Origin of the sequence: Schaalia sp. lx-260, assembly GCF_021083645.1 — a bacterium.
Taxonomy (GTDB): Bacteria; Actinomycetota; Actinomycetes; order Actinomycetales; family Actinomycetaceae; genus Pauljensenia.
Genome location: NZ_JAJNRQ010000002.1, coordinates 307,070 through 328,913 on the forward strand (window position 1 = coordinate 307,070; position 21,844 = coordinate 328,913).

General features: G+C 48.4%; 18 protein-coding genes and 5 tRNA genes. 4 read left to right on the forward strand and 19 right to left on the reverse strand.

Annotated elements, in window-relative coordinates; all coding sequences use genetic code 11:
• Nucleotides 1-120: 120 nt before the first annotated feature.
• The 12 genes from era to LRP57_RS03385 all read right to left on the reverse strand — a co-directional run bounded on the left by era (nt 121) and on the right by LRP57_RS03385 (nt 13,484).
• Nucleotides 121-1,308, reverse strand: coding sequence for a GTPase Era (era, locus tag LRP57_RS03330; protein WP_231205108.1), 1,188 nt, complete (start codon nt 1,306-1,308; stop codon nt 121-123).
• A 4-nt stretch (nt 1,309-1,312) separates the two neighbouring features.
• Nucleotides 1,313-2,623, reverse strand: a complete 1,311-nt coding sequence (locus LRP57_RS03335; RefSeq protein ID WP_331274737.1) for a hemolysin family protein — start codon at nt 2,621-2,623, stop codon at nt 1,313-1,315.
• A 9-nt stretch (nt 2,624-2,632) separates the two neighbouring features.
• Nucleotides 2,633-3,082 carry an rRNA maturation RNase YbeY gene (gene ybeY, locus LRP57_RS03340; protein WP_231205109.1) on the reverse strand — a complete coding sequence of 150 codons (450 nt, stop codon included), beginning with the start codon at nt 3,080-3,082 and terminating at the stop codon, nt 2,633-2,635.
• Between the two features lie 2 nt (nt 3,083-3,084).
• Nucleotides 3,085-4,146, reverse strand: coding sequence for a PhoH family protein (locus LRP57_RS03345; RefSeq protein WP_231205110.1), 1,062 nt, complete (start codon nt 4,144-4,146; stop codon nt 3,085-3,087).
• 163 nt (nt 4,147-4,309) lie between these two features.
• A complete protein-coding gene (locus tag LRP57_RS03350) occupies nt 4,310-5,089 on the reverse strand; it encodes a 16S rRNA (uracil(1498)-N(3))-methyltransferase (RefSeq protein ID WP_231205111.1) in 780 nt (259 codons plus the stop codon).
• A gap of 21 nt (nt 5,090-5,110) precedes the next feature.
• Nucleotides 5,111-6,235, reverse strand: a complete 1,125-nt coding sequence (gene dnaJ, locus LRP57_RS03355; RefSeq protein WP_231205112.1) for a molecular chaperone DnaJ — start codon at nt 6,233-6,235, stop codon at nt 5,111-5,113.
• A gap of 65 nt (nt 6,236-6,300) precedes the next feature.
• Nucleotides 6,301-7,314: a heat-inducible transcriptional repressor HrcA gene (hrcA, locus tag LRP57_RS03360; protein WP_231205113.1), complete on the reverse strand. Its 1,014-nt coding sequence runs from the start codon at nt 7,312-7,314 to the stop codon at nt 6,301-6,303.
• Between the two features lie 72 nt (nt 7,315-7,386).
• On the reverse strand, nt 7,387-8,289 hold the full coding sequence (locus tag LRP57_RS03365) for a DUF3097 family protein (RefSeq protein ID WP_231205242.1): 903 nt from the start codon (nt 8,287-8,289) through the stop codon (nt 7,387-7,389).
• A 140-nt stretch (nt 8,290-8,429) separates the two neighbouring features.
• Nucleotides 8,430-9,686 (reverse strand): radical SAM family heme chaperone HemW, encoded by a 1,257-nt coding sequence (gene hemW, locus LRP57_RS03370; protein WP_231205114.1) that lies wholly within the window; start codon nt 9,684-9,686, stop codon nt 8,430-8,432.
• A 3-nt stretch (nt 9,687-9,689) separates the two neighbouring features.
• Nucleotides 9,690-10,439 (reverse strand): tRNA (guanosine(46)-N7)-methyltransferase TrmB, encoded by a 750-nt coding sequence (gene trmB, locus LRP57_RS03375; RefSeq protein ID WP_231205115.1) that lies wholly within the window; start codon nt 10,437-10,439, stop codon nt 9,690-9,692.
• An 83-nt stretch (nt 10,440-10,522) separates the two neighbouring features.
• Entirely contained in the window at nt 10,523-12,403 is a 1,881-nt protein-coding gene (gene lepA, locus LRP57_RS03380) for a translation elongation factor 4 (RefSeq protein ID WP_231205116.1), read from the reverse strand.
• A gap of 70 nt (nt 12,404-12,473) precedes the next feature.
• Entirely contained in the window at nt 12,474-13,484 is a 1,011-nt protein-coding gene (locus tag LRP57_RS03385) for a hypothetical protein (RefSeq protein ID WP_231205117.1), read from the reverse strand.
• Nucleotides 13,485-13,863: 379 nt separating this feature from the next.
• Here LRP57_RS03385 and rpsT point away from each other — a divergent pair, with 379 nt between their 5' ends.
• Entirely contained in the window at nt 13,864-14,130 is a 267-nt protein-coding gene (gene rpsT / locus LRP57_RS03390) for a 30S ribosomal protein S20 (RefSeq protein WP_231205118.1), read from the forward strand.
• 226 nt (nt 14,131-14,356) lie between these two features.
• Nucleotides 14,357-15,838, forward strand: coding sequence for a sodium/proline symporter PutP (putP, locus tag LRP57_RS03395; protein WP_231205119.1), 1,482 nt, complete (start codon nt 14,357-14,359; stop codon nt 15,836-15,838).
• Between the two features lie 81 nt (nt 15,839-15,919).
• On the opposite strand, the gene holA is transcribed toward putP, so the two are convergent.
• The 6 genes from holA to LRP57_RS03425 form a co-directional block, all read right to left on the reverse strand.
• Complete coding sequence (gene holA, locus LRP57_RS03400; protein ID WP_231205120.1) at nt 15,920-16,912, reverse strand: DNA polymerase III subunit delta; 993 nt, start codon at nt 16,910-16,912, stop codon at nt 15,920-15,922.
• A 176-nt stretch (nt 16,913-17,088) separates the two neighbouring features.
• Nucleotides 17,089-17,163, reverse strand: a tRNA-Val gene (locus LRP57_RS03405).
• Between the two features lies 1 nt (nt 17,164).
• Nucleotides 17,165-17,235, reverse strand: a tRNA-Cys gene (locus tag LRP57_RS03410).
• A gap of 43 nt (nt 17,236-17,278) precedes the next feature.
• Nucleotides 17,279-17,351: transfer RNA gene (locus LRP57_RS03415), tRNA-Gly, on the reverse strand.
• 54 nt (nt 17,352-17,405) lie between these two features.
• Nucleotides 17,406-17,477, reverse strand: a tRNA-Val gene (locus tag LRP57_RS03420).
• Nucleotide 17,478: 1 nt separating this feature from the next.
• Nucleotides 17,479-17,551 (reverse strand) — tRNA-Gly (locus tag LRP57_RS03425).
• Nucleotides 17,552-17,905: 354 nt separating this feature from the next.
• Here LRP57_RS03425 and LRP57_RS03430 point away from each other — a divergent pair.
• Both LRP57_RS03430 and LRP57_RS03435 read left to right on the forward strand, forming a co-directional pair.
• Entirely contained in the window at nt 17,906-18,466 is a 561-nt protein-coding gene (locus tag LRP57_RS03430; protein ID WP_231205121.1) for a DUF3000 domain-containing protein, read from the forward strand.
• Nucleotides 18,463-19,707, forward strand: coding sequence for an HRDC domain-containing protein (locus LRP57_RS03435; protein ID WP_231205122.1), 1,245 nt, complete (start codon nt 18,463-18,465; stop codon nt 19,705-19,707). Before LRP57_RS03430 ends, LRP57_RS03435 begins: the two co-directional genes overlap by 4 nt.
• A gap of 209 nt (nt 19,708-19,916) precedes the next feature.
• On the opposite strand, the gene dxs is transcribed toward LRP57_RS03435, so the two are convergent.
• Nucleotides 19,917-21,842, reverse strand: coding sequence for a 1-deoxy-D-xylulose-5-phosphate synthase (gene dxs / locus LRP57_RS03440; protein ID WP_231205123.1), 1,926 nt, complete (start codon nt 21,840-21,842; stop codon nt 19,917-19,919).
• Between the last annotated feature and the right edge of the window lie 2 nt (nt 21,843-21,844).

Genomic DNA, 21,844 nt, shown 5'->3' on the forward strand with positions numbered 1-21,844 from the left:
TCGCTACTCCCAAGGGAATACGGGATCGCCACTCCATAAAGGACAAGTCACATTAAGATAAGCATGCTTTCTGCGACGATATGTACTTTTCAACACGTTCAGATGTCGGGGAGAATCCTTTCAGAAACCTAAACGTCCTAACATCTTTGGGTCAGATTGCCAGTCTTTTGCTGTGCGCACGTGTAAATCTAAATAAACACGTCGCCCCAGCAGCTCTTCAATATGAGTTCGCGCTTGCGTACCTATATGTTTCAGCCTGGCCCCTTTACGACCAATGATGATGGCTTTTTGCGAGTCGCGTTCGACATACACATTCACATGTATATCAAGCAGAGGTGGACGCGTATCGCCTGGACGTGCAGGGCGTTCAATAATTTCTTCCACTTGAACAGCAAGGGAATGCGGAAGTTCATCGTGAACACCTTCAAGAGCAGCTTCACGAATAAATTCCGCTATCAAGGTGTCACGAGATTCATCAGTTACACCGTCCAGTGGATACAGCGGAGGAGATTGTGGCACGTGCTTCGTTAAAACATCCATGAGGATGTCAATGCCTCGGCCTTCATGTGAAGAAACAGGGACAATGGCTGCCCAATCACCAAGCCTTTCAATACTCATCAGATGTTTCATCACACGCTGACGTGGCACTGTGTCACATTTGGTTGCTACTGCGATCACAGGACGGTGAATATCACGAAGCTCACGAGCAATAAACTGGTCGCCTGGCCCAATTTTTTGATTTGCAGGCATGCAGAATACAACGCAATCAACTTCAGCTAATGCTTCACGTACCATGTCGTTGAGTCGTTTACCTAACAGGGTACGTGGCCGATGATATCCCGGTGTATCCACAAGGACTAGTTGCGCATGCGGCCGGTGAACAATGCCTCGAATGTTATGTCGAGTAGTTTCAGGTCGCCCCGATGTGATAGCGACTTTTTGCCCCACAAGAGCATTCGTTAACGTTGATTTCCCTACATTAGGACGTCCAACGATGGATACGAAACCTGCACGGAAATCCTCAGGAAAATCACCGTTGAGCAGCCCAGATGTTTGGGTTTCTTTTTTAAGTTCACGCAGACCAGCAAGGTGTTCTTCCGCTCGGATACGTTCGTGTTCTTCGTCTAAGACCCACTCATTTCCATCGCCACTATGAGTATCCGCCTCAAATCCTGTGACATAGGCTCTTTCGTTATTGGATACATTTTCAGATTCGCCATCGTAGTCACTACTGTCTATGCCCTCGCTTTCTATTTCGTCGAAAGCATTTGGACCCGCCATGAGTTCATCATCACTTGGGAAATACATGTAATCAATCCTCCTGAGGGGCATGTGTACTGGTATTGAGGGCAGATAAGGAACACACAATAGTATCTACTTGTCGGCGACGTCCACGTGCTTCTTCTGCAAGCATGTGAACTCCTGCAAGATCTCCCACTGCTCCTGGTAAGGGTACTTTACCGATTGCTTTTGCAAGAAGCCCCCCGATGGAATCAACATCTTCATCTTCTACTTCAATTCCGAGAAGTTCTCCAACTTCCCAGATTCCGTATCGTGAGGATACACGCCATGAGCCATCCGGTAGTTGTTCCGGTTCACGCACTTTTCGGTCGTGTTCATCAGTCAATTCACCCACTACTTCTTCGATGAGGTCTTCAAGAGTGACCAGACCTGAAATTCCTCCGTATTCATCGACGACAAGAGCGAGGTGACAGTGTTCTGTCTGCATATGACGCAGGAGATCATCGGCAGGTTTAGTTTCAATGGTGAATTCGGCTGGACGCATCATCTGTTCCGCAACAAGATTTGTTTCACCACCGTGAGCTTCCATACGCATCACAAGGTCTTTGAAGTACAGGATTCCACGCACATCATCAACATCATGTCCAATAACGGGGATCCGAGAAAATCCTGAACGCACGAAAAGATGAAGTGCCTTACGAGCACTTTCCTGAGCATCAATTGTCACCATATCTGTACGTGGAACCATAACTTCACGCACAAGAGTGTGTCCCAGTTCAAATATGGACCGCAGCATTTGGCGATCCTTGTCTTCAAGCATTTCTGTTTCGCCTACTTGATCGACCATTTCACGTAAGTCTTCAGCCATTTCTGCACGGACTTCAGCTTCTGTACGGCTAGATTGCGGGAAGTATCCGCGCATTACGTGAATAATGGGGTCAAAAATATGCGATATCTGAAGCATACGGTATGTCCAGCGCGCTCCGATGAGGGCGATACTATCGGGTTGCCGTCCTGCTATACGGGTTGCGATCAACGTTACAGCCATAAATTGGAGGATTGAACACACGATCAAAGCAATGCAGGCACTGGCCCACCAAGGCAGTTGCGTATGAGCGAAAACCACAGTCAACGAAACAGCGAGGACAACCTGCCAGAACGTGCGTAAACCTCGCAAAGTAAGGTCCGTACGGCTACGTTGTTCGACAAGTTTTTTCAATATGGAGGCATGTCGACGTTCGTCGTGGATTAAATCATCAACGCTTGCTCGTGACAGGTGCGCAAGACCCGTTTCCATGGCAGAAAGAAAGAGCGCCATCACTAAAGCAACGAAAGCTACACAGAGGAGGGCCGCTACGGGCAGCGAAGAAGAATATGACACCGGACGCTCTTATCGTGTGGCAAGGAATGTCAGCAGAAGTTTACGTTGAAGCGTAAACATTTCTTCACGTTCTGCTTCTTCAGCATGATCGTATCCCAGCAGGTGAAGCATCCCATGTGTGGCCAGCATGAGCATTTCCTCTGCGATACTATGCCCTGCTTCTGCTGCTTGCTTTTCGGCCACATGCGGACAGATGCAAATATCACCAAGGGTTCCTGCAGGGGTTAATTTTTCAGGTGTACCCGGCTGTAATTCGTCCATAGGGAAACTCATCACATCTGTAGGACCAGGCAAGTCAAGCCAGCGGACATGTAGTTCTTCCATTGGTTGAGGTTCAATGAAAACAATATTGAGTTCAACCGCAGTGGATACGTGCATTGCTGTTAAGACATGGTCAGCAAGGAGCACAAATTCATGACAATCAATGTCGTAGGTTGTTTCGTTAATGACTTCAGTCATCTTCAGTGTCCTTTCTTTTGATAAGACCTGAAGCGTTGACGAGTGGGCGCATCGAGTGTGCGCGTACGCCGCAGGAGGTCTTGACGCTGGTCCCAACGTTCATATGCGTCGATAATATGTCCGACAAGTTCATGGCGAACAACATCCGCGCTGGTGAGGTGGCAAAACTCTACGCCCTCAATATGATCGAGGATTTTCTCGACCATCAGGAGTCCTGACTGGCTGCTTCCTGGAAGGTCGATTTGTGATACGTCGCCGGTGACAACTACTTGAGAGTTGAAACCTAAACGTGTAAGAAACATTTTCATTTGCGAAGCTGTCGTATTTTGCGCTTCATCTAAAATAATGAAGGAATCGTTGAGGGTTCGGCCACGCATATATGCTAGTGGCGCAACTTCAATGGTTCCTGCAGCCATGAGTTTAGGCAATGTGTCCGAGTCCAGCATGTCTTTTAACGCATCGTACAAAGGACGCAGGTAGGGGTCGATTTTTTCTGTCAGTGTCCCCGGTAAAAATCCAAGATTTTCTCCCGCTTCCACTGCTGGGCGCGTAAGGACGATTCGACGGACTTGCCCTGATAAGAGCCGCCGGACAGCTTGAGCCATAGCAAGGTATGTTTTACCGGTGCCTGCGGGACCTATTCCAAATACGACGGTGGCGCGCTCTATTGCGTCAACGTAGGCTTTTTGTCCTTCTGATTTGGGGCGTATGGAGCGTCCTTTAACTGACAGAATTTCATCTGTAGGTGTGGCGGCAAGTGTTGCAGCAGAAAGCATACGCAGCGCTTGCCCTACAGTATGCGCATCTAAAGGATCGCCGCGGCGGGCTGCTTGGATAAGTTCAATAACCAGTTGAGCTGCCGATTCAACATCACTGGTGGGTCCTGTCAAGGTGATTTCATGTCCGATAACAAGAAATCTGATTCGCGGGTACCCTTTTTCTAACGCACGAAGCACTTGGTCAGATGTACCAAGGATGCTGAGTGGGTCAATATCAGGAGGTATGACGGCACGACGAGTAACGGTATTGTCCGTATGAGGCTGGGGTATGAGTGGGTCGCTCATATGCTGTATGTCATTCTCCTAATAAGTGAGGTATCAAGGAATCACGTGTGTAATACCTTTTTACATTGTCCTATACAGATAGCGGTGTAGCGAATATATGCTCAGATCAAATTGAAAGAGTATATGTAGGATTGTTATTTTTCTTTCTTAACGTCAAGCAATTTTATGACCACCGCCCAATAGCAGCACTCACCAATGCCAGAGCTACCGGACCCGCCGTGGATGCACGTAACACATGAGGGCCAAGCAGTACGGGAAAAGCCCCTGCCGCGCATAGGGAAGCTACTTCGTCAGAATCGATCCCTCCTTCAGGACCTACAATCACAGCAATTTCAGGACACGAGGCCCACTCTTTTCCTTTGTCATTCAACAAAGCCACCGCGGTATCACTCGCTTCTTCATGACATAGCAATACCACTCCCCCACCTTCTGCAAGCAAGCGCACCCATTCGACAAGGGCACGTGAATCATACACATGCGTCACAGAAGGAACCCATGCTCGACGTGACTGCTTAGCGGCAGTGCGTGCTACCGAGCACCATTTCGCTTGGCCTTTCGTGCTTTTTGGCCCTGTCCAACGAACAATAGAACGGTTTGCTTGCCACGGTAGGATACAATCCACGCCTACTTCTGTCGCTGTTTCAACTGCTTGTTCATCACGCCCACCTTTAGCTAAAGCCTGCACTAAAGTAAGTCGTGGCATTGCGGCTTCCTCATCAATCACGTCACGCACAGTTACTTCAAGAGCTTTTTTTGTCACCGAGTGAACTTCACAGATCAGGCGTTTACCATACCCATCCACGAGATCAATCAGCTCACCATTTTCAATACGTTTCACCGAAGCATGGTGAGCTTCATCTCCCGTTAAAATAGCGCGATCACCTGCACGAGGCTCCTGTGCATGTGGGTGCAGGTCATCAGCAAAGAAAACCTGTCGTGTCATAGTGCGATCACACTGCTTTCTTTAATTGTTCCCCATGAATTTTTCACGTAGACGCTCAAAAACCCCCGGTTCTTGACGCTGAGTATGCACACGTTCCTCACCACGATGCTCTGCAAGCTGTTCAAGTAATTCACGTGAACGCTCATCCAATTCACGAGGGATTTCCACACCAATATGGGCATACAGATGTCCTCGCCCCGGGCGTTGCAAACGGCCAACACCTAAACCATCCAACCGTACTTCGTACCCAGGTTGTGTTCCTGGCGCAAGTTCCAGCTCACGTGGACCATCAAGTGTTTCTACAGTGATGGTGGAACCCAAGGCCGCTGTTGTCATAGGAATAGTGACATACATATGTAAGTCATTACCGTGACGAGTAAATACTGGATGCTTCTTTTCGTGAATCTCCAAGTAAATATCACCTGCAGGTCCACCACCTACACCTACTTCACCTTCACCTGATAGGCGAATACGTGTCCCTTCTTCGATACCTGCTGGAATTTCAACAGACAGCGTTCGAGCCGAACGCATACGACCAGTACCTGAACATTCCGAACAAGGGGAAGAAATAATGTCGCCATGTCCTCGGCACATACCGCATGGAACCTGTGTGCGCATAGTTGCACCAAACATTTGTTGCATACGCACCTGCATGCCTGTGCCGTGGCATTGAGAACACGTCACCGGATGCGTACCTACCGCACACATACTCCCTTGACAGGTTTCACACAATACGTACGTATTCACACGAATTTGCTGCGAAACCCCAAAAGTGGCTTCCTCAAGGGTAACTTCTACGCCAACAAGCTGATCTTGCCCTCGCCGAGCGCGCGGCGCTGGAGCGGCGCTACCGGCCCCAAAGCCTCCTGAAAACATAGCGCCAAGGATGTCACCAAAGCCACCAAACATATCCGGTCCCATTGGACCAGTTCCGCCACCACGCACAGCTTCAGGCCCACCTAAGTCATACATTTGGCGCTTATTGGCATCTGAAAGCGTTTCATAAGCTACAGATAATTCCTTGAATGCTTCTTCGTCGCCTCCGTAGTCAGGGTGTAATTCACGCGCCTTTTTACGATAGGCTTTTTTGATTTCTGTTTCTGTAGCATCACGCGATACACCGAGAATCTGGTAGTAGTCGTTCACTTGCTTATTTCCTTATATTTCGTTTCTTCACAAGATTACGTTTGAAGGTCGCTTACCCGTCATGTTCAGTGGGTCAAGTAACGCGATAAATACGCTGCAACTGCTCGGACAGAGGACATTGTTCTGGCGTAATCCATGCGTGTCGGACCGACAACACCTAGGTGCGCCATCGGCCCATCAGCTCCACCGTATGTTCCTGTCACGATAGAGGCTTCTGTTAGCCCATCATGCTGATTTTCTGAGCCGATCGTGACATGTACCTCGTCTTCCGGAGTAAGTTCATCAAAGAGGCGTAATAAAGCAACCTGTTCTTCAAGAGCATCAAGGACTGGAGAAATATCCCGAAAATCTACTCCTGAACGTGTCAGATTTGCCATTCCTGCCATGACAATCCGTGAATCAGCTCCCGGATGCAGCATTTCAGCAACAGCTTTCATCACATCAGATATCAATGAAGTGTCAGCATAATCATTACTTTCAGGAAGTATATGCATATGTTCACGTACATCTTCTCGTGATAATCCTTCGCATACTTCATTTATCCATATGCGTAGGCGAGCAATCTCATCAACACTAACTTGCTGAGAAGTTTCAATGATTCGTTCTTCTACGCGTCCCTCAGAGGTAATGACTACAACAAGAAGCCTGTGCGGAGTCAAGTCAACAATTTCTATACGTCGCACCGTATGAATACGCATACGCGGATACTGGATAACAGCAACTTGCTGCGTCACTTGGGCCAGTAAACGCACAGTCCGGCTCACCACATCATCCAAATCAACACTTTGAGCAAGGAAAGCTTCAACAGCACGACGTTCTGGTGTGCTCATAGGTTTAATTGTTGTTAAGCGATCAACAAAAAGACGGTATCCCTTATCTGTAGGAACTCGCCCTGCACTTGTGTGAGGCTGGTAAATCAAACCTGCTTCTTCAAGGGCAGCCATATCATTACGTATCGTTGCTGAGGACACACCTAAATCGTGTGCGGCGGCAATAACTTTAGATCCCACAGGTTCACGAGTATGAACGTACTCTGAAACGATTGCTCGTAGGACATCTAGACGACGTTCTTCATTCATTGGTCACCTCCCCGACGATAGCGGTCTTGGCACTCATTCCTTCTGAGTGCTAAGCCTACTCTTGCCGGACGATTAGTGCGTGCCAGGAGCAGTCACAAAGTCAATGAGTTCTTCCACACGTCCCAGTAATTCTGGTTCAAGATCCTTATAGGAATTCACAGTTCCTAATATTTTTCGCCAAGCGCGAGCAATATCTGCTTGAGTGTCATGCGGCCACCCAAGATATCGCAGTGTGCCCGTTTTAATATCTTCACCGCGTGGAATATCAGGCCAATGCGTTAAACCCAGGCGAGCAGGTTTTACTGCCTGCCAAATGTCAATAAAAGGATGACCGACAATAAGAATTGATGATCCCCAACGTTTGTTCGCTTCTTGTGCTATGCGCCATTCTTTTGACCCGTGAACCATATGGTCCACCAAAACCCCCGCGCGACGGTATTCATCAGGAGCAAAGTCATCAAGTATTTCTCCAAGATGATCCACACCTTCTAACATCTGCACGGCCACCCCAACATCTGCGAGATCGTCACCCCACACATGTTGAATAAGCTCCGCGTCATGTTTACCTTCGACCCATAAACGTGAGGCGCGTGCTACACGCGGCACGTTACGTTCTGCTGCAATGGAACCTGAATTGGTGAGTCGACGTCCAAGAGGCGTTGTCATTGCGCGGGCTTGAGGAGCTTTCATACTGGAAGTTTTGAGGGGCGGGAGGGCAATGATTGGTTCACCTTCCAGCCAAAATCCTCCACCTAGAGGAAATGTCCGCCTGCGACCTCGTCGGTCTTCTAAGACGATAACCTGCATACCACCAGATTTTTCTACATGAACAACTGCACCCACCCATCCTGTTGACACATCTTCTAATACCATGCCGAGTTCTACAGGTACTTCACGTGAGCGAGGGCGCTGGGGATGCGGGTTATAGGCCAATACGTCAGGGCCGTAAGGATCATCATATGTCGCAGGAGGCATCACGAGGATTTAGCCTACAGCCTCTTAGAGAAAGAAAAATTACACGGTACCGATGTGTTGCTCACGGATTTATGATTTTTCGTTATTTATGAGGAAAATAGTGGGTTTTTCACATGAATATGGCAAAGTCTAAAGGAAAATCACACGAGCATATGCGTCACATAGTCAGCAAGCAAACGACCTCTCAAAGTGAGGAGTATGCGTCCATTATGTGCTGTGTCCTCATCAATTAGTCCTTCATCAATAAGTTCTTTAACACGTTGCTCAGATACTGATGGTGGAATTGGTAAGCCGTGTGCTGTACGTACAGCCAGCATGACACGCTCAAGTTCACGCGTGTGAGCATCTAAAATTTCGCCTGCAGCAGCTGGTGAGACTCCCTGCGTCACCATTTGTGCGTAGGCGCGTGGGTGTTTCCTATTCCACCAGCGACAGCGACCAATATGTGAATGAGATCCCGGGCCTAACCCCCACCAATCCCAGTCTTTCCAGTACGCAAGATTATGGCGACAGGCATAGCGTAAAAGTGTGGCATCTGTAGCAGCTGTATTTTCTTCCCCTGACTTTATTCGAGCAAAATTAGAGATTTCGTACCATCGGTATCCAGCCTCGGTGAGTATTTCATCTGCCATTTCGTACTTTGTGGCTTCATTATCGGGATCAGGTGGCAAAATACGTCCGCGAGCAAGATCTGCTCCCATTTTTGTGCCTTCTTCGATGCCGAGAGCGTAGGCGCTTATGTGGTCGGGCTGCATCTCAAGGACTGCTTGTAGGCTCACTTCCCAGTCTTTAAGGCTTTCACCGGGAGTCCCATAAATCAGGTCAAGTGACACATCTAAGCCAAAGTCACGTGCCCATGCCACAACCTGTGGTACTCGTTCAGGCCTGTGGGTACGATCCAGTGTTTTTAACACATGCGGTACAGCTGATTGCATACCGAAAGAAATACGGGTGATTCCCGCTTCGGCTAAAGCGCGTATTGATTGTTCGTCAACTGTTTCTGGATTTGCTTCAACGGTAATTTCTGCATCTATCGCTAAAGTGAAAGAATCGCGTATTCCTGTAAGAATATGCTCTATTGATTCGCAAGATAAGAGGGTAGGCGTACCTCCACCATAAAAAAGTGTACGAATTGGGCGGATGGGAAAGCCTGCTTCTTGCAACACCTGCGCAGCATAATGAGTTTCTGCCACGACGCTTGAAGAATATGTTGCAATATCTGCGCCTTGCCCAAAACCCGTGGTGTACGTATTAAAATCACAGTAACCGCAACGCACCTGACAAAAAGGCACATGTACGTACATGCTCAGGGGTCGTTGAGCATGTACTTCAGCTAAATGATGAGGTATATGCCCATCTGCTGGCCATACAGAACCATCAGGCTGATGCAAAGACACTGGCTATTCCTGTGTACGTGGGAGTCGCACGGCTGTGAGGTCATGAACTGTACGTCCTGCGACTTGTCCCCTCTGTTCAAAATGTGTAAGTAAGCGCCCTTCCCATCGTGGGCTAAAGCCACCGCGTGGTCCTGCTGGGTCTTGAGGATCAGGGTGACACCCTGCGTAAGGATTATGAAAATACGCGTCATTTTCGATGACATCACGCATGTTCCACGCGTAATCATCCCAGTCTGTAGCTAGCCTCCAGACACCGTGATCTTTAAGGATACGAGCGATCTGCGGAGCGAATTGAGCAGAAACCAAGCGACGCTTGTGGTGACGAGTTTTACGCCAGGGGTCAGGGAAGAAAGTCCATACTTCATCAATGCTGGCTTCTTTTATCATCACAGGTATTGCTTGTTGAGCATCAGCTTCAATGATTCGGATATTTGTGAGGCCTTCACGCACTGCTCCCGCAATTAGTTTAGCTATACCGGGAATCCATACTTCGTAGCATAAGAAATCACGTTCTGGGTGGGATTGTGCCGCGTATATGACTTGTTCGCCACCACCGGATCCAATTTCTAATGTTATTGGCGCGCTTCGATCAAAAAGATCGGATGTGTCGATGCGGAAATCTTCAGCAACAGTGGTGTCACCTACGCCGCGACGAACTTTCACAATGTAGCGGTCAGCATGACTTTCCCATATGCGTTGCAAAGTGACCGGTAGCTCTCGTGAACGTCTGGTGAATGACTTTGTTCGTGCCATGAATACGCCCTCGCCACCGTGTGAGGTGCGGGGAGTTTTCGGGCGTGGAAGCTGTGGAGGTGTCGCGTGCTGGTATTCGTCGGTCACTTTTTACCTGTCGGTACATCGGATGTGAGGGCAGCAATGAAAGCCTCTTGTGGAACGTCTACACGCCCAATTGACTTCATGCGTTTCTTGCCTTCTTTTTGTTTTTCAAGCAACTTACGTTTACGAGTGATGTCACCGCCGTAGCATTTTGCCAGCATATCTTTACGCAGTGCCTTAATTGTTTCACGTGCAATAATGCGAGCACCCACTGCAGCTTGAACAGGTATTTCAAATTGTTGCCGTGGAATGAGTTCTTTCAGGCGTTTCGTCATACGTAGACCGTATGCGTAAGCCGCGTCTTTGTGAACGATTGCGCTAAAAGCATCGACTCTTTCACCATTAAGTAAAATATCCACTTTTACAAGGTCAGCAGCTTGTTCTCCTGATTCTTGGTAGTCCAGGGAAGCGTATCCACGTGTCCGTGATTTGAGTTGGTCAAAGAAATCAAAAACTATCTCGGCCAGTGGCAGCGCGTAGTGGATTTCTACTCGTTCTTCACTTAAGTAGTCCATCCCTTTCATCATGCCGCGCCGATCTTGACATAATTCCATTACGGTCCCCGTAAACTCCGTTGGTGTCAAAATAGTCGCATTCACCATGGGTTCACGAACTTCAGCTATTTTGCCTTCCGGATATTCGGACGGGTTATCAACACGTCTTTCGGTTCCGTCTTCGCTTCGGACGTGGTACACGACATTCGGGGCCGTAGCAATGAGGTCAAGGCCGAATTCACGTTCCAGTCGTTCGCGCACGATTTCTAGGTGTAAAAGCCCAAGGAATCCACATCGGAAGCCGAATCCGAGTGCTGCTGAGGATTCAGGTTCGTACGTGAGCGCAGCATCGTTGAGTTGGAGTCGTTCAAGTGCGTCACGTAGATCTGGGAAATCTGAACCATCAACAGGGTAAATACCGGAAAAAACCATAGGTTTAGGATCTTGATATCCTGATAAAGGCGTGTCAGCACCACGCACATTATTGGTGACAGTGTCGCCAACTTTTGATTGGCGCACATCTTTAACACCGGTAATGAGATAGCCAACCTCACCCGCACCGATACCGTCTGATGGTTGCGGTTCCGGCGAAATCACACCTATTTCGAGGAGTTCGTGCGTGGCGCCTGTTGACATCATACGTACACGAGCACGAGTTGTGAGTTTCCCATCAACTACACGCACATAGGTAACGACTCCACGATATGTGTCGTAGACGGAATCGAAGATCATTGCACGTGTCGCGGCCTCAGGATCACCTGATGGTGGTGGCACTAACTCAACAATCGCATCGAGGAGATCTGCAACTCCTTGTCCTGTTTTCCCTGAGACTTGGAGAACTTCCGATTCATCGCATCCAATGAGCTGAGCGATTTCGTGAGCATATTTTTCAGGTTGAGCGCCCGGCAAATCAATTTTGTTCAGAACCGGAATAATAACAAGGTCATTTTCCATTGCGAGGTAAAGATTAGCCAGTGTTTGCGCTTCGATCCCTTGTGCTGCGTCAACTAAAAGAACAGCTCCCTCACATGCGGCAAGTGAACGCGAAACTTCATAGGTGAAGTCCACATGTCCAGGCGTATCGATCATGTTCAGCGCGTATGCGTCCTCCCCTACTGCCCACGGCATACGAACAGCTTGGGATTTAATGGTGATTCCTCGTTCACGCTCAATATCCATTCGGTCAAGATATTGGTCGCGCATATCGCGGGATTCTACGATACCCGTTAGTTGAAGCATTCGATCCGCCAGTGTTGATTTACCGTGATCGATATGCGCAATGATGCAAAAATTACGGATACGCTCCTGCGGTGTATGCGCAGGACGAATGGACGCGGCTTGCGTGGATGTCGCTTTGGGGGACAACGAGGACCTCCGTGAAAACATGAACAGTACTTCTATCGTCCCACTTTGTATACGTAATGCGCCAACTGACACGATGCCATATCGCGCACATTTAATGTGGTAGATCCATTGGAGGTGGAGTTTTCATAATAATTTCTATTTCTTCACGCCATCCGCTCGGTAAGGTATTTTCTGGAGATTCTAAGATTTCTGCACATAGTTTTTTCACTGCTACCCAGTCTTTTTGCGCTATAAAAAGGCTGATATGTAGCATTTTTTGTTTCATAGTCAACGGGTGATATTCCCCCAAAGTTTCACGACACTCATGTAGTAGCGCGTTCCACATCTGCGTTGCTTTTTCAACTTCCCCACTGTCGTAGATATTCGCTGCTATTTCATGACGGATTCTCAAAGCGTATATACGGTTACTTTCTTTACTCATATCAATGTTTTCGATGAGTTCTTGATATATTTCAGTGGATTTTTCTGGGTGGCCGCTTAATGCATATGCTTCGGCTTCATTAAAGGCGACCATAGTTTTTAGGCTTCCGTCACATTCTGCGTCCTCATTCATTTCTTCTTTCAGCTCTGCGTATTTTTGTGCTGCTTGTTCGTAGTCTCCGCAAATTTTGAAAGGCATAGCCGAGTTATTACGTATGGCATAGGTCAATGGATGATGGTTTCCTAAGTATTTTTCTGCGTCCCGTATCAGGGTTGGGTAATCACGACGCGCAATATCGTCATATCCGCATACACATTTCCAGTACAGGTCACTATTGCGCGCAATCAAGGCAAGTTCATCATGCGGTTCCAGACGTTCATGCGCAATACGTGCCGCTTGTGCAGCATAGCGACGAGCCTGTGCAAAATGTTGATCTTGCGCGTACCAGTCAACTAATAATTTCATCAGGCGTACATGAATTCGTGGATCTATTTCTTGATGGCGCGCCACATAATTTTCAACTTCTGCTATGGCATCATCATATTGATGCGCCTCAGCATACGCATAAGCTTGCTCCAAAGCGGGATCGTGTATGTCAATACCCTGTCTGACATTTTTCCCTTCATTTTCATAGGTATAAGCACATTCATGTGTGTCAAGCGTGCGATATAAAACTGGCATCTTTTTCTTCCTCCATGCATGAGTGATACGCACTATGTGTTTCTTGCCTACACCTTCTCAAAATCATTATTCTTTCGCTCTCAATAAAGGAAATCTGTGGATAAAACCGATAGGGGCGATATCACATGTGAATAGCTGTACATATATGTGATCGCATTCGTAAAAAGCAGGGATATTCAGAGGTGACCTCATTCACCCCTATTTACTCATGTAAAGATTGGAAGTATTGCTTCTTACTGTTAGAATTACCGATTGGACTCCCGGCCTGGTCGGGCAGGGGGTCTGGTCTGAACCGTTCGTGGATGTCCCCACGTCCCAGTCCCGGTTCTGACACAGCCCTCACCGACCTGTACGTACAAACACAAGGAGTCATTCAACTGTGGCAAACATTAAGTCTCAGATGAAGCGCATTCGCACGAATGAAAAGCGTCGTCAACGCAACCAGGCTGTAAAGTCTGAACTCAAGACTTTAGTTCGCAAAGCTCGCGAAGCTGTCGATGCTGGCGATAAAGAAGCAGCTATTGAAGCGCTTCGTGTCGCTTCACGTAAGCTCGATAAGGCTGTTTCCAAGGGTGTTATTCATAAGAACCAAGCAGCGAACCGCAAGTCAAAACTTGCTCGTCGCGTTGCTTCCCTTGGTGAGTAAAACTTTCAGTTATTCCAACTGATTAAAGGCGGTGTGATCCACAATCACACCGCCTTTCTTTACATGAAGAATCCCCATATTGTCAAGATATGTTCACACATACGTATGAGAACAGGAAAAACTATCATTTCGGTATGACATACAGTTTTTTCGTCTACAGTGGCCTTTAGTCCTATAAAAGGATGAATGTAAACAAACAACGATGTTTGGAAGGAAAGGCGAACTCATGGATACCTACTGGATGTATACAGCCCTAGGAGTTTACCTCCTTGCCATGCTCTTTTTAGGGTATGTCGCATACAAGAAAACATCAACACACGAAGATTACATGGTCGGAGGGCGCCAACTTCCTCCACTAGTTGCAGCCCTTTCCGCCGGTGCCTCAGATATGTCAGGGTGGCTTATCATGGGACTGCCAGGTGCTATTTATACCACGGGACTTATTGAATCCTGGATCGCCATTGGCCTGACAATCGGCGCCTTTCTTAACTGGAAATTTGTTGCTCCACGTTTACGGGCCTACTCGCAAGTAGCCAAAAATTCCATCACCGTTCCTAGCTTCTTTGAAAATCGCCTAAAAGATTCCTCGCATATCCTGCGTATTGTTTCCAGCATTATTATCTTAGTATTCTTCACGCTCTATATTTCATCTGGCATGGTAGCTTCCGGTGTTTTCTTTGAAAGCTCCTTCAATGGAAACTACATCGTCGGCATGCTTATTGTCGTTTCAATTACCTTGCTCTACACATTCTTTGGAGGATTCCTCGGAGCTTCACTCACCGATGTCGCTCAAGGCCTCATGATGATGGTGGCCTTGGGCGTTGTTCCTGTGGTGGGAGTTATTTCAATCGGCGGAATCGGCGCCGCCACGGAAACAATCCGGACGGTTGCTTCCGATAACCTCTCATTTATCGGATATAACGGTTTTAGCATGGCCGTAGCTTTTTCAATCGTTTCAGGTATAGCGTGGGGCCTTGGTTATTTCGGACAACCACATATCGTCGTACGCTTCATGGCCTTACGTACCCCAGCTGAAGCCAAGAGCGCGCGCCGTATCGGTATGAGCTGGATGATAGTTTCTTTAGGCTGCGCAATCCTTTCTGGCCTTGTTGGTATCGCGTATTTCTCCCACGTACACCAAGAACTTCCAAATCCAGAAACCGTTATCCTACGTATGTCACAGCTATTGCTGCATCCTTTCATTGCGGGCCTGATTCTCGCCGCTGTTTTAGCAGCAATTATGAGCACATTTGCCAGCCAACTTGTGGTATGTTCATCAGCCCTTGTTGAAGACCTATACCGGGTAGTACGTAAGAAAGAAGCCACTCAAAAACAATTGGTCCTCCTTGGACGTTTGGCGGTGCTTCTTGTCGCTTTAGTTGCGTTACTCCTTGCATTGAATCCTTCAGGCACTATTCTTCAGCTTGTGAGTTTTGCTTGGGCAGGTTTTGGCGCATCCTTTGGGCCAATCACCCTTTTGAGTTTGTACTGGAAAAAACTCACAAATTGGGGAGCATTAGCCGGTATGCTTAGCGGCGCAATCAGCGTATTTGTTTGGGATGCTATTAACTCTGATATTTACGAGTTACTGCCTGCATTTCTTATTGCGACACTCATCGCAGTGATTGTCAGCAAAGTGACGTACAAAGAACATCCTGAAATTACCGAGGAATTTTCCGCCATGAAGGATATGTTGGCTCAGCCATAAAGTCGAATCCTTTACATGTATATGCGGGTGTAGGTGTACCGATGATATGGCCTACACCCGTTTCTTTGTATAACGAGCTTTTCAGTGCTCCCCACGCAGACGACACAAAGCCACAACAGCTTTTTCAATGGCGCGGTGAGGGTCCTTTGAAGCACCTTTCACTTCTTCATCTGCACAGGCCAGCACACTAAAAGCAGTTGCTAAAGAGTTTTCACTCCATCCGCGTAATTGCCGTCGTGCTTGATCGACTTGCCACGGTGCCATACCCAAGTTATGTCCCTGACCAGGAAGTGACACCTTTGCCATTTGACGAATTTTCATTGCTAAAGCAGCCACCAAAGGAACAGGATCTGTTCCTGTTGCTAAAGCATGTCTGAGCAGAGTAAGCGCTTGGGCCGTATTCCCCGAAATTGTTGCATCCGCTACTTCAAAGCCTGTTGCTTCTACACGTCCCGAATAATAGCGGCGCACATCCTCAACAGTAATACGCCCCTCCACATCAGCAATAAGCTGAGCTAAAGCAGCAGCCATTGAACGCACATCTGCTCCCAGTGCATCAACAAGTATATGGGCAGCCTCAGCATCAAGGGCTCGTCGCGCAGCTTTCGCATCCGCCATGAGTAAAGCGTATTTATCTTTATCTTTTTTCAAAGGTTCCGCTGATATAACAGGAAAACCCGCCTGCCCGATAGCATCAATAACTTTTTTACCTTTCGCATTCCCGCCAGGATGTCGCAGGAAAAGCCATACATCCGACGCAGGATGCTTAATATAAGCCAAAAGATCAGTACTCAGCGACTCCCCCAATGTTTCCAGATCAGAAATAATCACCATACGCGCTTCACCAAAAAGCGAGGGTGAAGTCACCATATCCAGCTGGCCCGATTGGTAGGAAGCAGCCGATAAGTCCGTGCGTTCAACCTGCGGATCAGCTTCGCGTGCAAGGACCCTGAGGCGTGCCATTGCACGATCAGCAAGTAGTCCTTCACTTCCTTTGATGAGGACGATAGGGGCAAGGGAAATATTATGTATATCTACCTGTGGTGCTGCTACTCGTTTTTTCCCTGAAGCCATGGCTGTCTTTCTATACGCAGTATCATGAACGCCTATATACGCTCCTCTAGTGTGACATGCTGGCACCTCATCAGCAGCATAACGGCTCTTCGGATTCTCAGCTTTTCTAAACCAGACACGCACAAAAGGTAGCGAATGAAAGCTGTCAGAAATAATTCCGGAAAAGTAAGAAGAAATGGTGGGCGATACTGGGATCGAACCAGTGACCTCTTCCGTGTGAAGGAAGCGCGCTACCGCTGCGCCAATCGCCCGAGGTGGGTACGGGATTTGAACCCGTGTATACGGCTTTGCAGGCCGCTGCCTCGCCTCTCGGCCAACCCACCAAGGTATCCAATCAAAGCCCGGCAGGACTCTGCATGTAGACCGAGCGGATGACGGGACTCGAACCCGCGACCCTCACCTTGGCAAGGTGATGCTCTACCAACTGAGCCACATCCGCAAAACCACATTGCTTGGAGCTAAGGCTCCGATCATGCTGTGTCCAACATAATCGTGGGCGATACTGGGTTCGAACCAGTGACCTCTTCCGTGTCAGGGAAGCGCGCTACCACTGCGCCAATCGCCCGAGCGGATGACGGGACTCGAACCCGCGACCCTCACCTTGGCAAGGTGATGCTCTACCAACTGAGCCACATCCGCACTCGCTGTCACCCACGATAACACACACCGTTTGATGCGCGTTCCTCAGTGGGAACGGATGGAAGCTTAACAGTATTTGACCCCAGATAAGAAATTGAGAGATGCGAGTCGGATCACATATTAAAGTAAAACGTTGATTTTCTGCCAAAATTTGCTTCTCATTTTTATCCGGCATCTGTCCATCACGTCAGTATCCATCGCAGGAGCACCTCAATTTCAACTCCACGCACCCTTCAGTACCGCACAAAATTTTCCGCACCCAACAGCACAAATATTTTCACTTCACTGACTAATGCCCACACGTAATCGGCGCGCCTACCCAGCAAGAGCGCTTCAACGACTTACAGTAAACAAGTGAGTGAAACGGCAGTACCAGCGGATTTTGTCACCGCTCTTTTATCTGTACGTGACGCCGCTCAACATCCACTGATGGAATACGAAGAAATCCCTGCCCCCACGCGCCTGGCCCCTTGGAATGCTGCTTTAACTCTGCGCACACGTGAGGAAAACTATGCTCAGCCACGCAGCACAGGACGTTTCGTTATACTCCACGACCCCCACACCCAACCCGGTTGGAATGGAACCTTCCGCGTCGTTGCACATATGCGCTCACAAATTGACGCAGAAATGTGTAATGATCCCTTACTTTCTGAAGCCATATGGCATTGGGCTCACGATTGCCTCGAAGAAGCCGGTGCTGGATATCATGACATCACAGGCACCGTTACCCGTGAAATCTCAGAATCTTTCGGAGGCCTCGACTTACGTGGAGCAACCCTGCATGTCGAATTACGCGCATCATGGACTCCCTACACGGCCTACCTTGGTGAACATCTGAGCGCGTGGAGTGAACTCATGTGTCGAACCGCAGGTATTACTGCCGCACAGCATATCATCGGAGTTCCTTTGTCATGACTCCCCCTACAGTTTCATCCTTACCTCCAGGTAATTTTGCCGATCCTGTACTCATTACTGAACCGCGTGGAGGTATCCCACAAGTTATCGACACTCCAGAGGCTCTCGCACAAGCTGCGCAGACACTTGCTCAAGGCCGGCAACCCATCGCTTTGGATGTTGAACGTGCTCAAGGGTTTCGCTACGGTACCGACCCGTACCTCATACAAATACGCCGTGAAGACGCAGGGCTTTTCCTCATAGATTCTCATGCCCTGCCCGACTTATCCTCTTTAGCGCCCGCCCTGCATACCCTATGGATCTTGCACGCAGCCGATCAAGACTTACCTAACCTACGGCACGTCAATCTTGAGCCAACCGATATCTTTGATACGGAGATAGCCGCCCGCCTCCTAGGATATGAACGTTTTGGACTTGCTGCGGTATGTGAACGTACTCTCGGTTTGACCATGCTCAAAGACCATCAGGCTGCAAACTGGTCAGTACGGCCTCTGCCGCCGGATTGGCTGCGTTACGCATCTCTCGACGTTGAATTATTAACAGAACTTTACATACAGCTCAGTCATCAGCTCCACGATATGCACCGTTGGGAATGGGCTCAACAAGAATTCACATACATTCGTCATCAGCCACCCCACACACCCAAAAAAGATCGCTGGCGCACGCTACCAGGGGCAGGGAAAATACGTGATCGTAGGGGGCTCGCACTTCTACGTGCCCTATGGGAAACACGTGAACGCTTAGCAAAAAGCATCGATATAGCGCCCACACTCCTCGTCAGAAATTCTGCTCTTATTCGCGCAGCCCAATACCCACCACGTAATAAACGGGCATTGCATGCCATAGCAGAATTTCGTTCACCGAAAGCTCGTGAATACAGCGATGAATGGATGCGAGCGATTACCTCCGTGAAAACACTAAAAGATTGCGAACTTCCTCTTTTGCACCCAACACGAGATCCTGCGTCTATACCAGAAGCCCGCAATTGGAAGCGTATTGATCCGGCAGCATATGCTCGCCTTATTGCAGTACGCGCAGCGGTTCAGTCAGTAGCTGAGCCACAAGGAATTGCCGCAGAAATCGTCTTGGCTCCGAAAGTGCAACGCTGGCTTGCATGGGCTCCTTATGAGGGAAAGCGACCACTATCTGAAGCGATTACCGCTCGTTTTCATGAGTCGGATGCTCGCCCGTGGCAAAAAGAACTCACCATGTCAGCAATCATTACAGCTCTTTGCGCATAGGCGTTCATCATTACCATTACTCGTGGTTTGTTGTGCTTACGAAGATCACGTGCTTTCAGGGCTTCAACACACTCAAAGTCGCGTTGCCTCCCCTATGCGTACACAGGAGCTACAAAATACCGTGTGCAAGTAAAACCTTCTCAACTAATAACAAGTTATCGGGTTGATCTTCGAGCCCGTTATGGAACTGACACGTTTCAGGACGTGAATCACCGGGTTTTCACATGTGAGAGTACAGCAGAAACAATTCCCTCATGGTCAAGACCAACTTCATGAAGAATATCTGAGCGTGTCGCATGGGCTAAAAATGTACGTGGGATTCCTAAAGCCATGACATCGCAGTTTTCTCCGGACAACAGATCGCGTACTGCCCAGCCGAAACCACCATCAACAATGCCATCTTCTACAGTCACTACAAGATCTACATTCTTGGCACAGTCACGTAATTCTTCAGGAACAGGGAGTAACCAGCGTGGATCAACCACTGTGACATCATGACCGTGAGTTTCTAAAATATCTGCTGCAGCAAGGACGCTCGGCACTGTTGAGCCTGTAGCAACACACAGAATACGTTTCTTTTGAAAATCTCCCGCCTTATCTTTATCAGGCAGAGCCGCCTGATTTGAATTTTCGCGCAATATATCAATCATTGCGTGACGACGTACAGCAGGAATAGGCGCAGGCAACGGCCCTTTCCCGTAGCGAAGCACTGTTGGCGCGTCAGTAACAGCCACAGCTTCACGTAATTCCTCACGTAAAGTGACCTCATCACGTGGTGCTGCTAAGCGTAAAGACGGTACGACCTGAAGCATAGCGATATCCCACATTCCATTATGAGAAGCCCCATCATCGCCTGTTACTCCCGCGCGATCCAAAACAAATGTGACCCCCGCGTGATGTAAAGCCACATCCATCAGTACTTGATCGAAAGCACGATTCAGGAAAGTTGCATATAAGGCGACGACAGGATGCGCACCCATATACGCCATTCCCGCAGCTGAAGTCACCGCGTGTTGTTCCGCTATTCCAACATCAATAACACGATCAGGAAATTCATCATTCATTGGGCCTAAACCCACAGGTAAAAGCATGGCAGCAGTAATTGCAACAATATGCGAATTTTCACGTGCAATATCACGAATTTCTTCAGCAAAAACACTGGTCCAACCAAAACGAGCAGGAGCTACCGGTAAACCGGTTTCAGGATGAATCTGACCAACCGCATGGAAACGATCAGCAATGTCTTTTTCTGCGGGAATATAGCCTCGGCCTTTTTCAGTAATCACATGAACAAGTACAGGACCTTCTAATGCGCGGGCACGTGTCAATAAATCCTCAAGAGCAAGAATGTCATGGCCATCAACTGGACCTAAATACTTCAAACCTAAGCCTTCAAACATAGCTTGTGGAATTAACGCATCTTTTAATCCAGATTTAATTCCATGGAGGGCATCGTAGGCGAAACGCCCAGGATCTCCCATTCTCATGAGGCGTTCTTTACCCCACGCTAAAGCGCGTTCGTAGCTTTTTGAACTTCGTAGGACATCGAGATGATGAGCAACCCCACCGATTGTGGGCGCATAGGAACGTCCGTTGTCATTGACGATCACCATGACACGACGATGTTCATTCGCTGCAATGTTATTGAGAGCTTCCCAAGCCATTCCACCGGTTAAAGCACCATCACCGATTACTGCGATGGTCCATGACTGATCACCTTGGCGTTGTTTTTCACGCGATATACCGTCAGCCCACGAAAGGGAAGCCGAGGCATGTGAATTTTCTACAACGTCGTGGACTGATTCTTCGCGGCTCGGATATCCTGAAATACCACCTTTTTGACGTAAATCTGATAAATCCGATCGCCCTGTCAGCATTTTATGAACATAGGCTTGATGCCCTGTATCAAAAATTAATGTGTCATGAGGGGAATGAAATACGCGGTGTAATGCGATAGTGAGTTCAACAACGCCAAGGTTCGGCCCTAGGTGCCCGCCGGTACGGGCAACTGTTTTGATCATTCGGCTGCGGATTTGCGCCGCGAGTATAAATAAATCAGCCGGAGTAAGGGTGCGTAAATCTGCTGGATGCTTGATGGCACCAAGCACATCTTTTTTCTCTTTTTTTCCGGCCATGC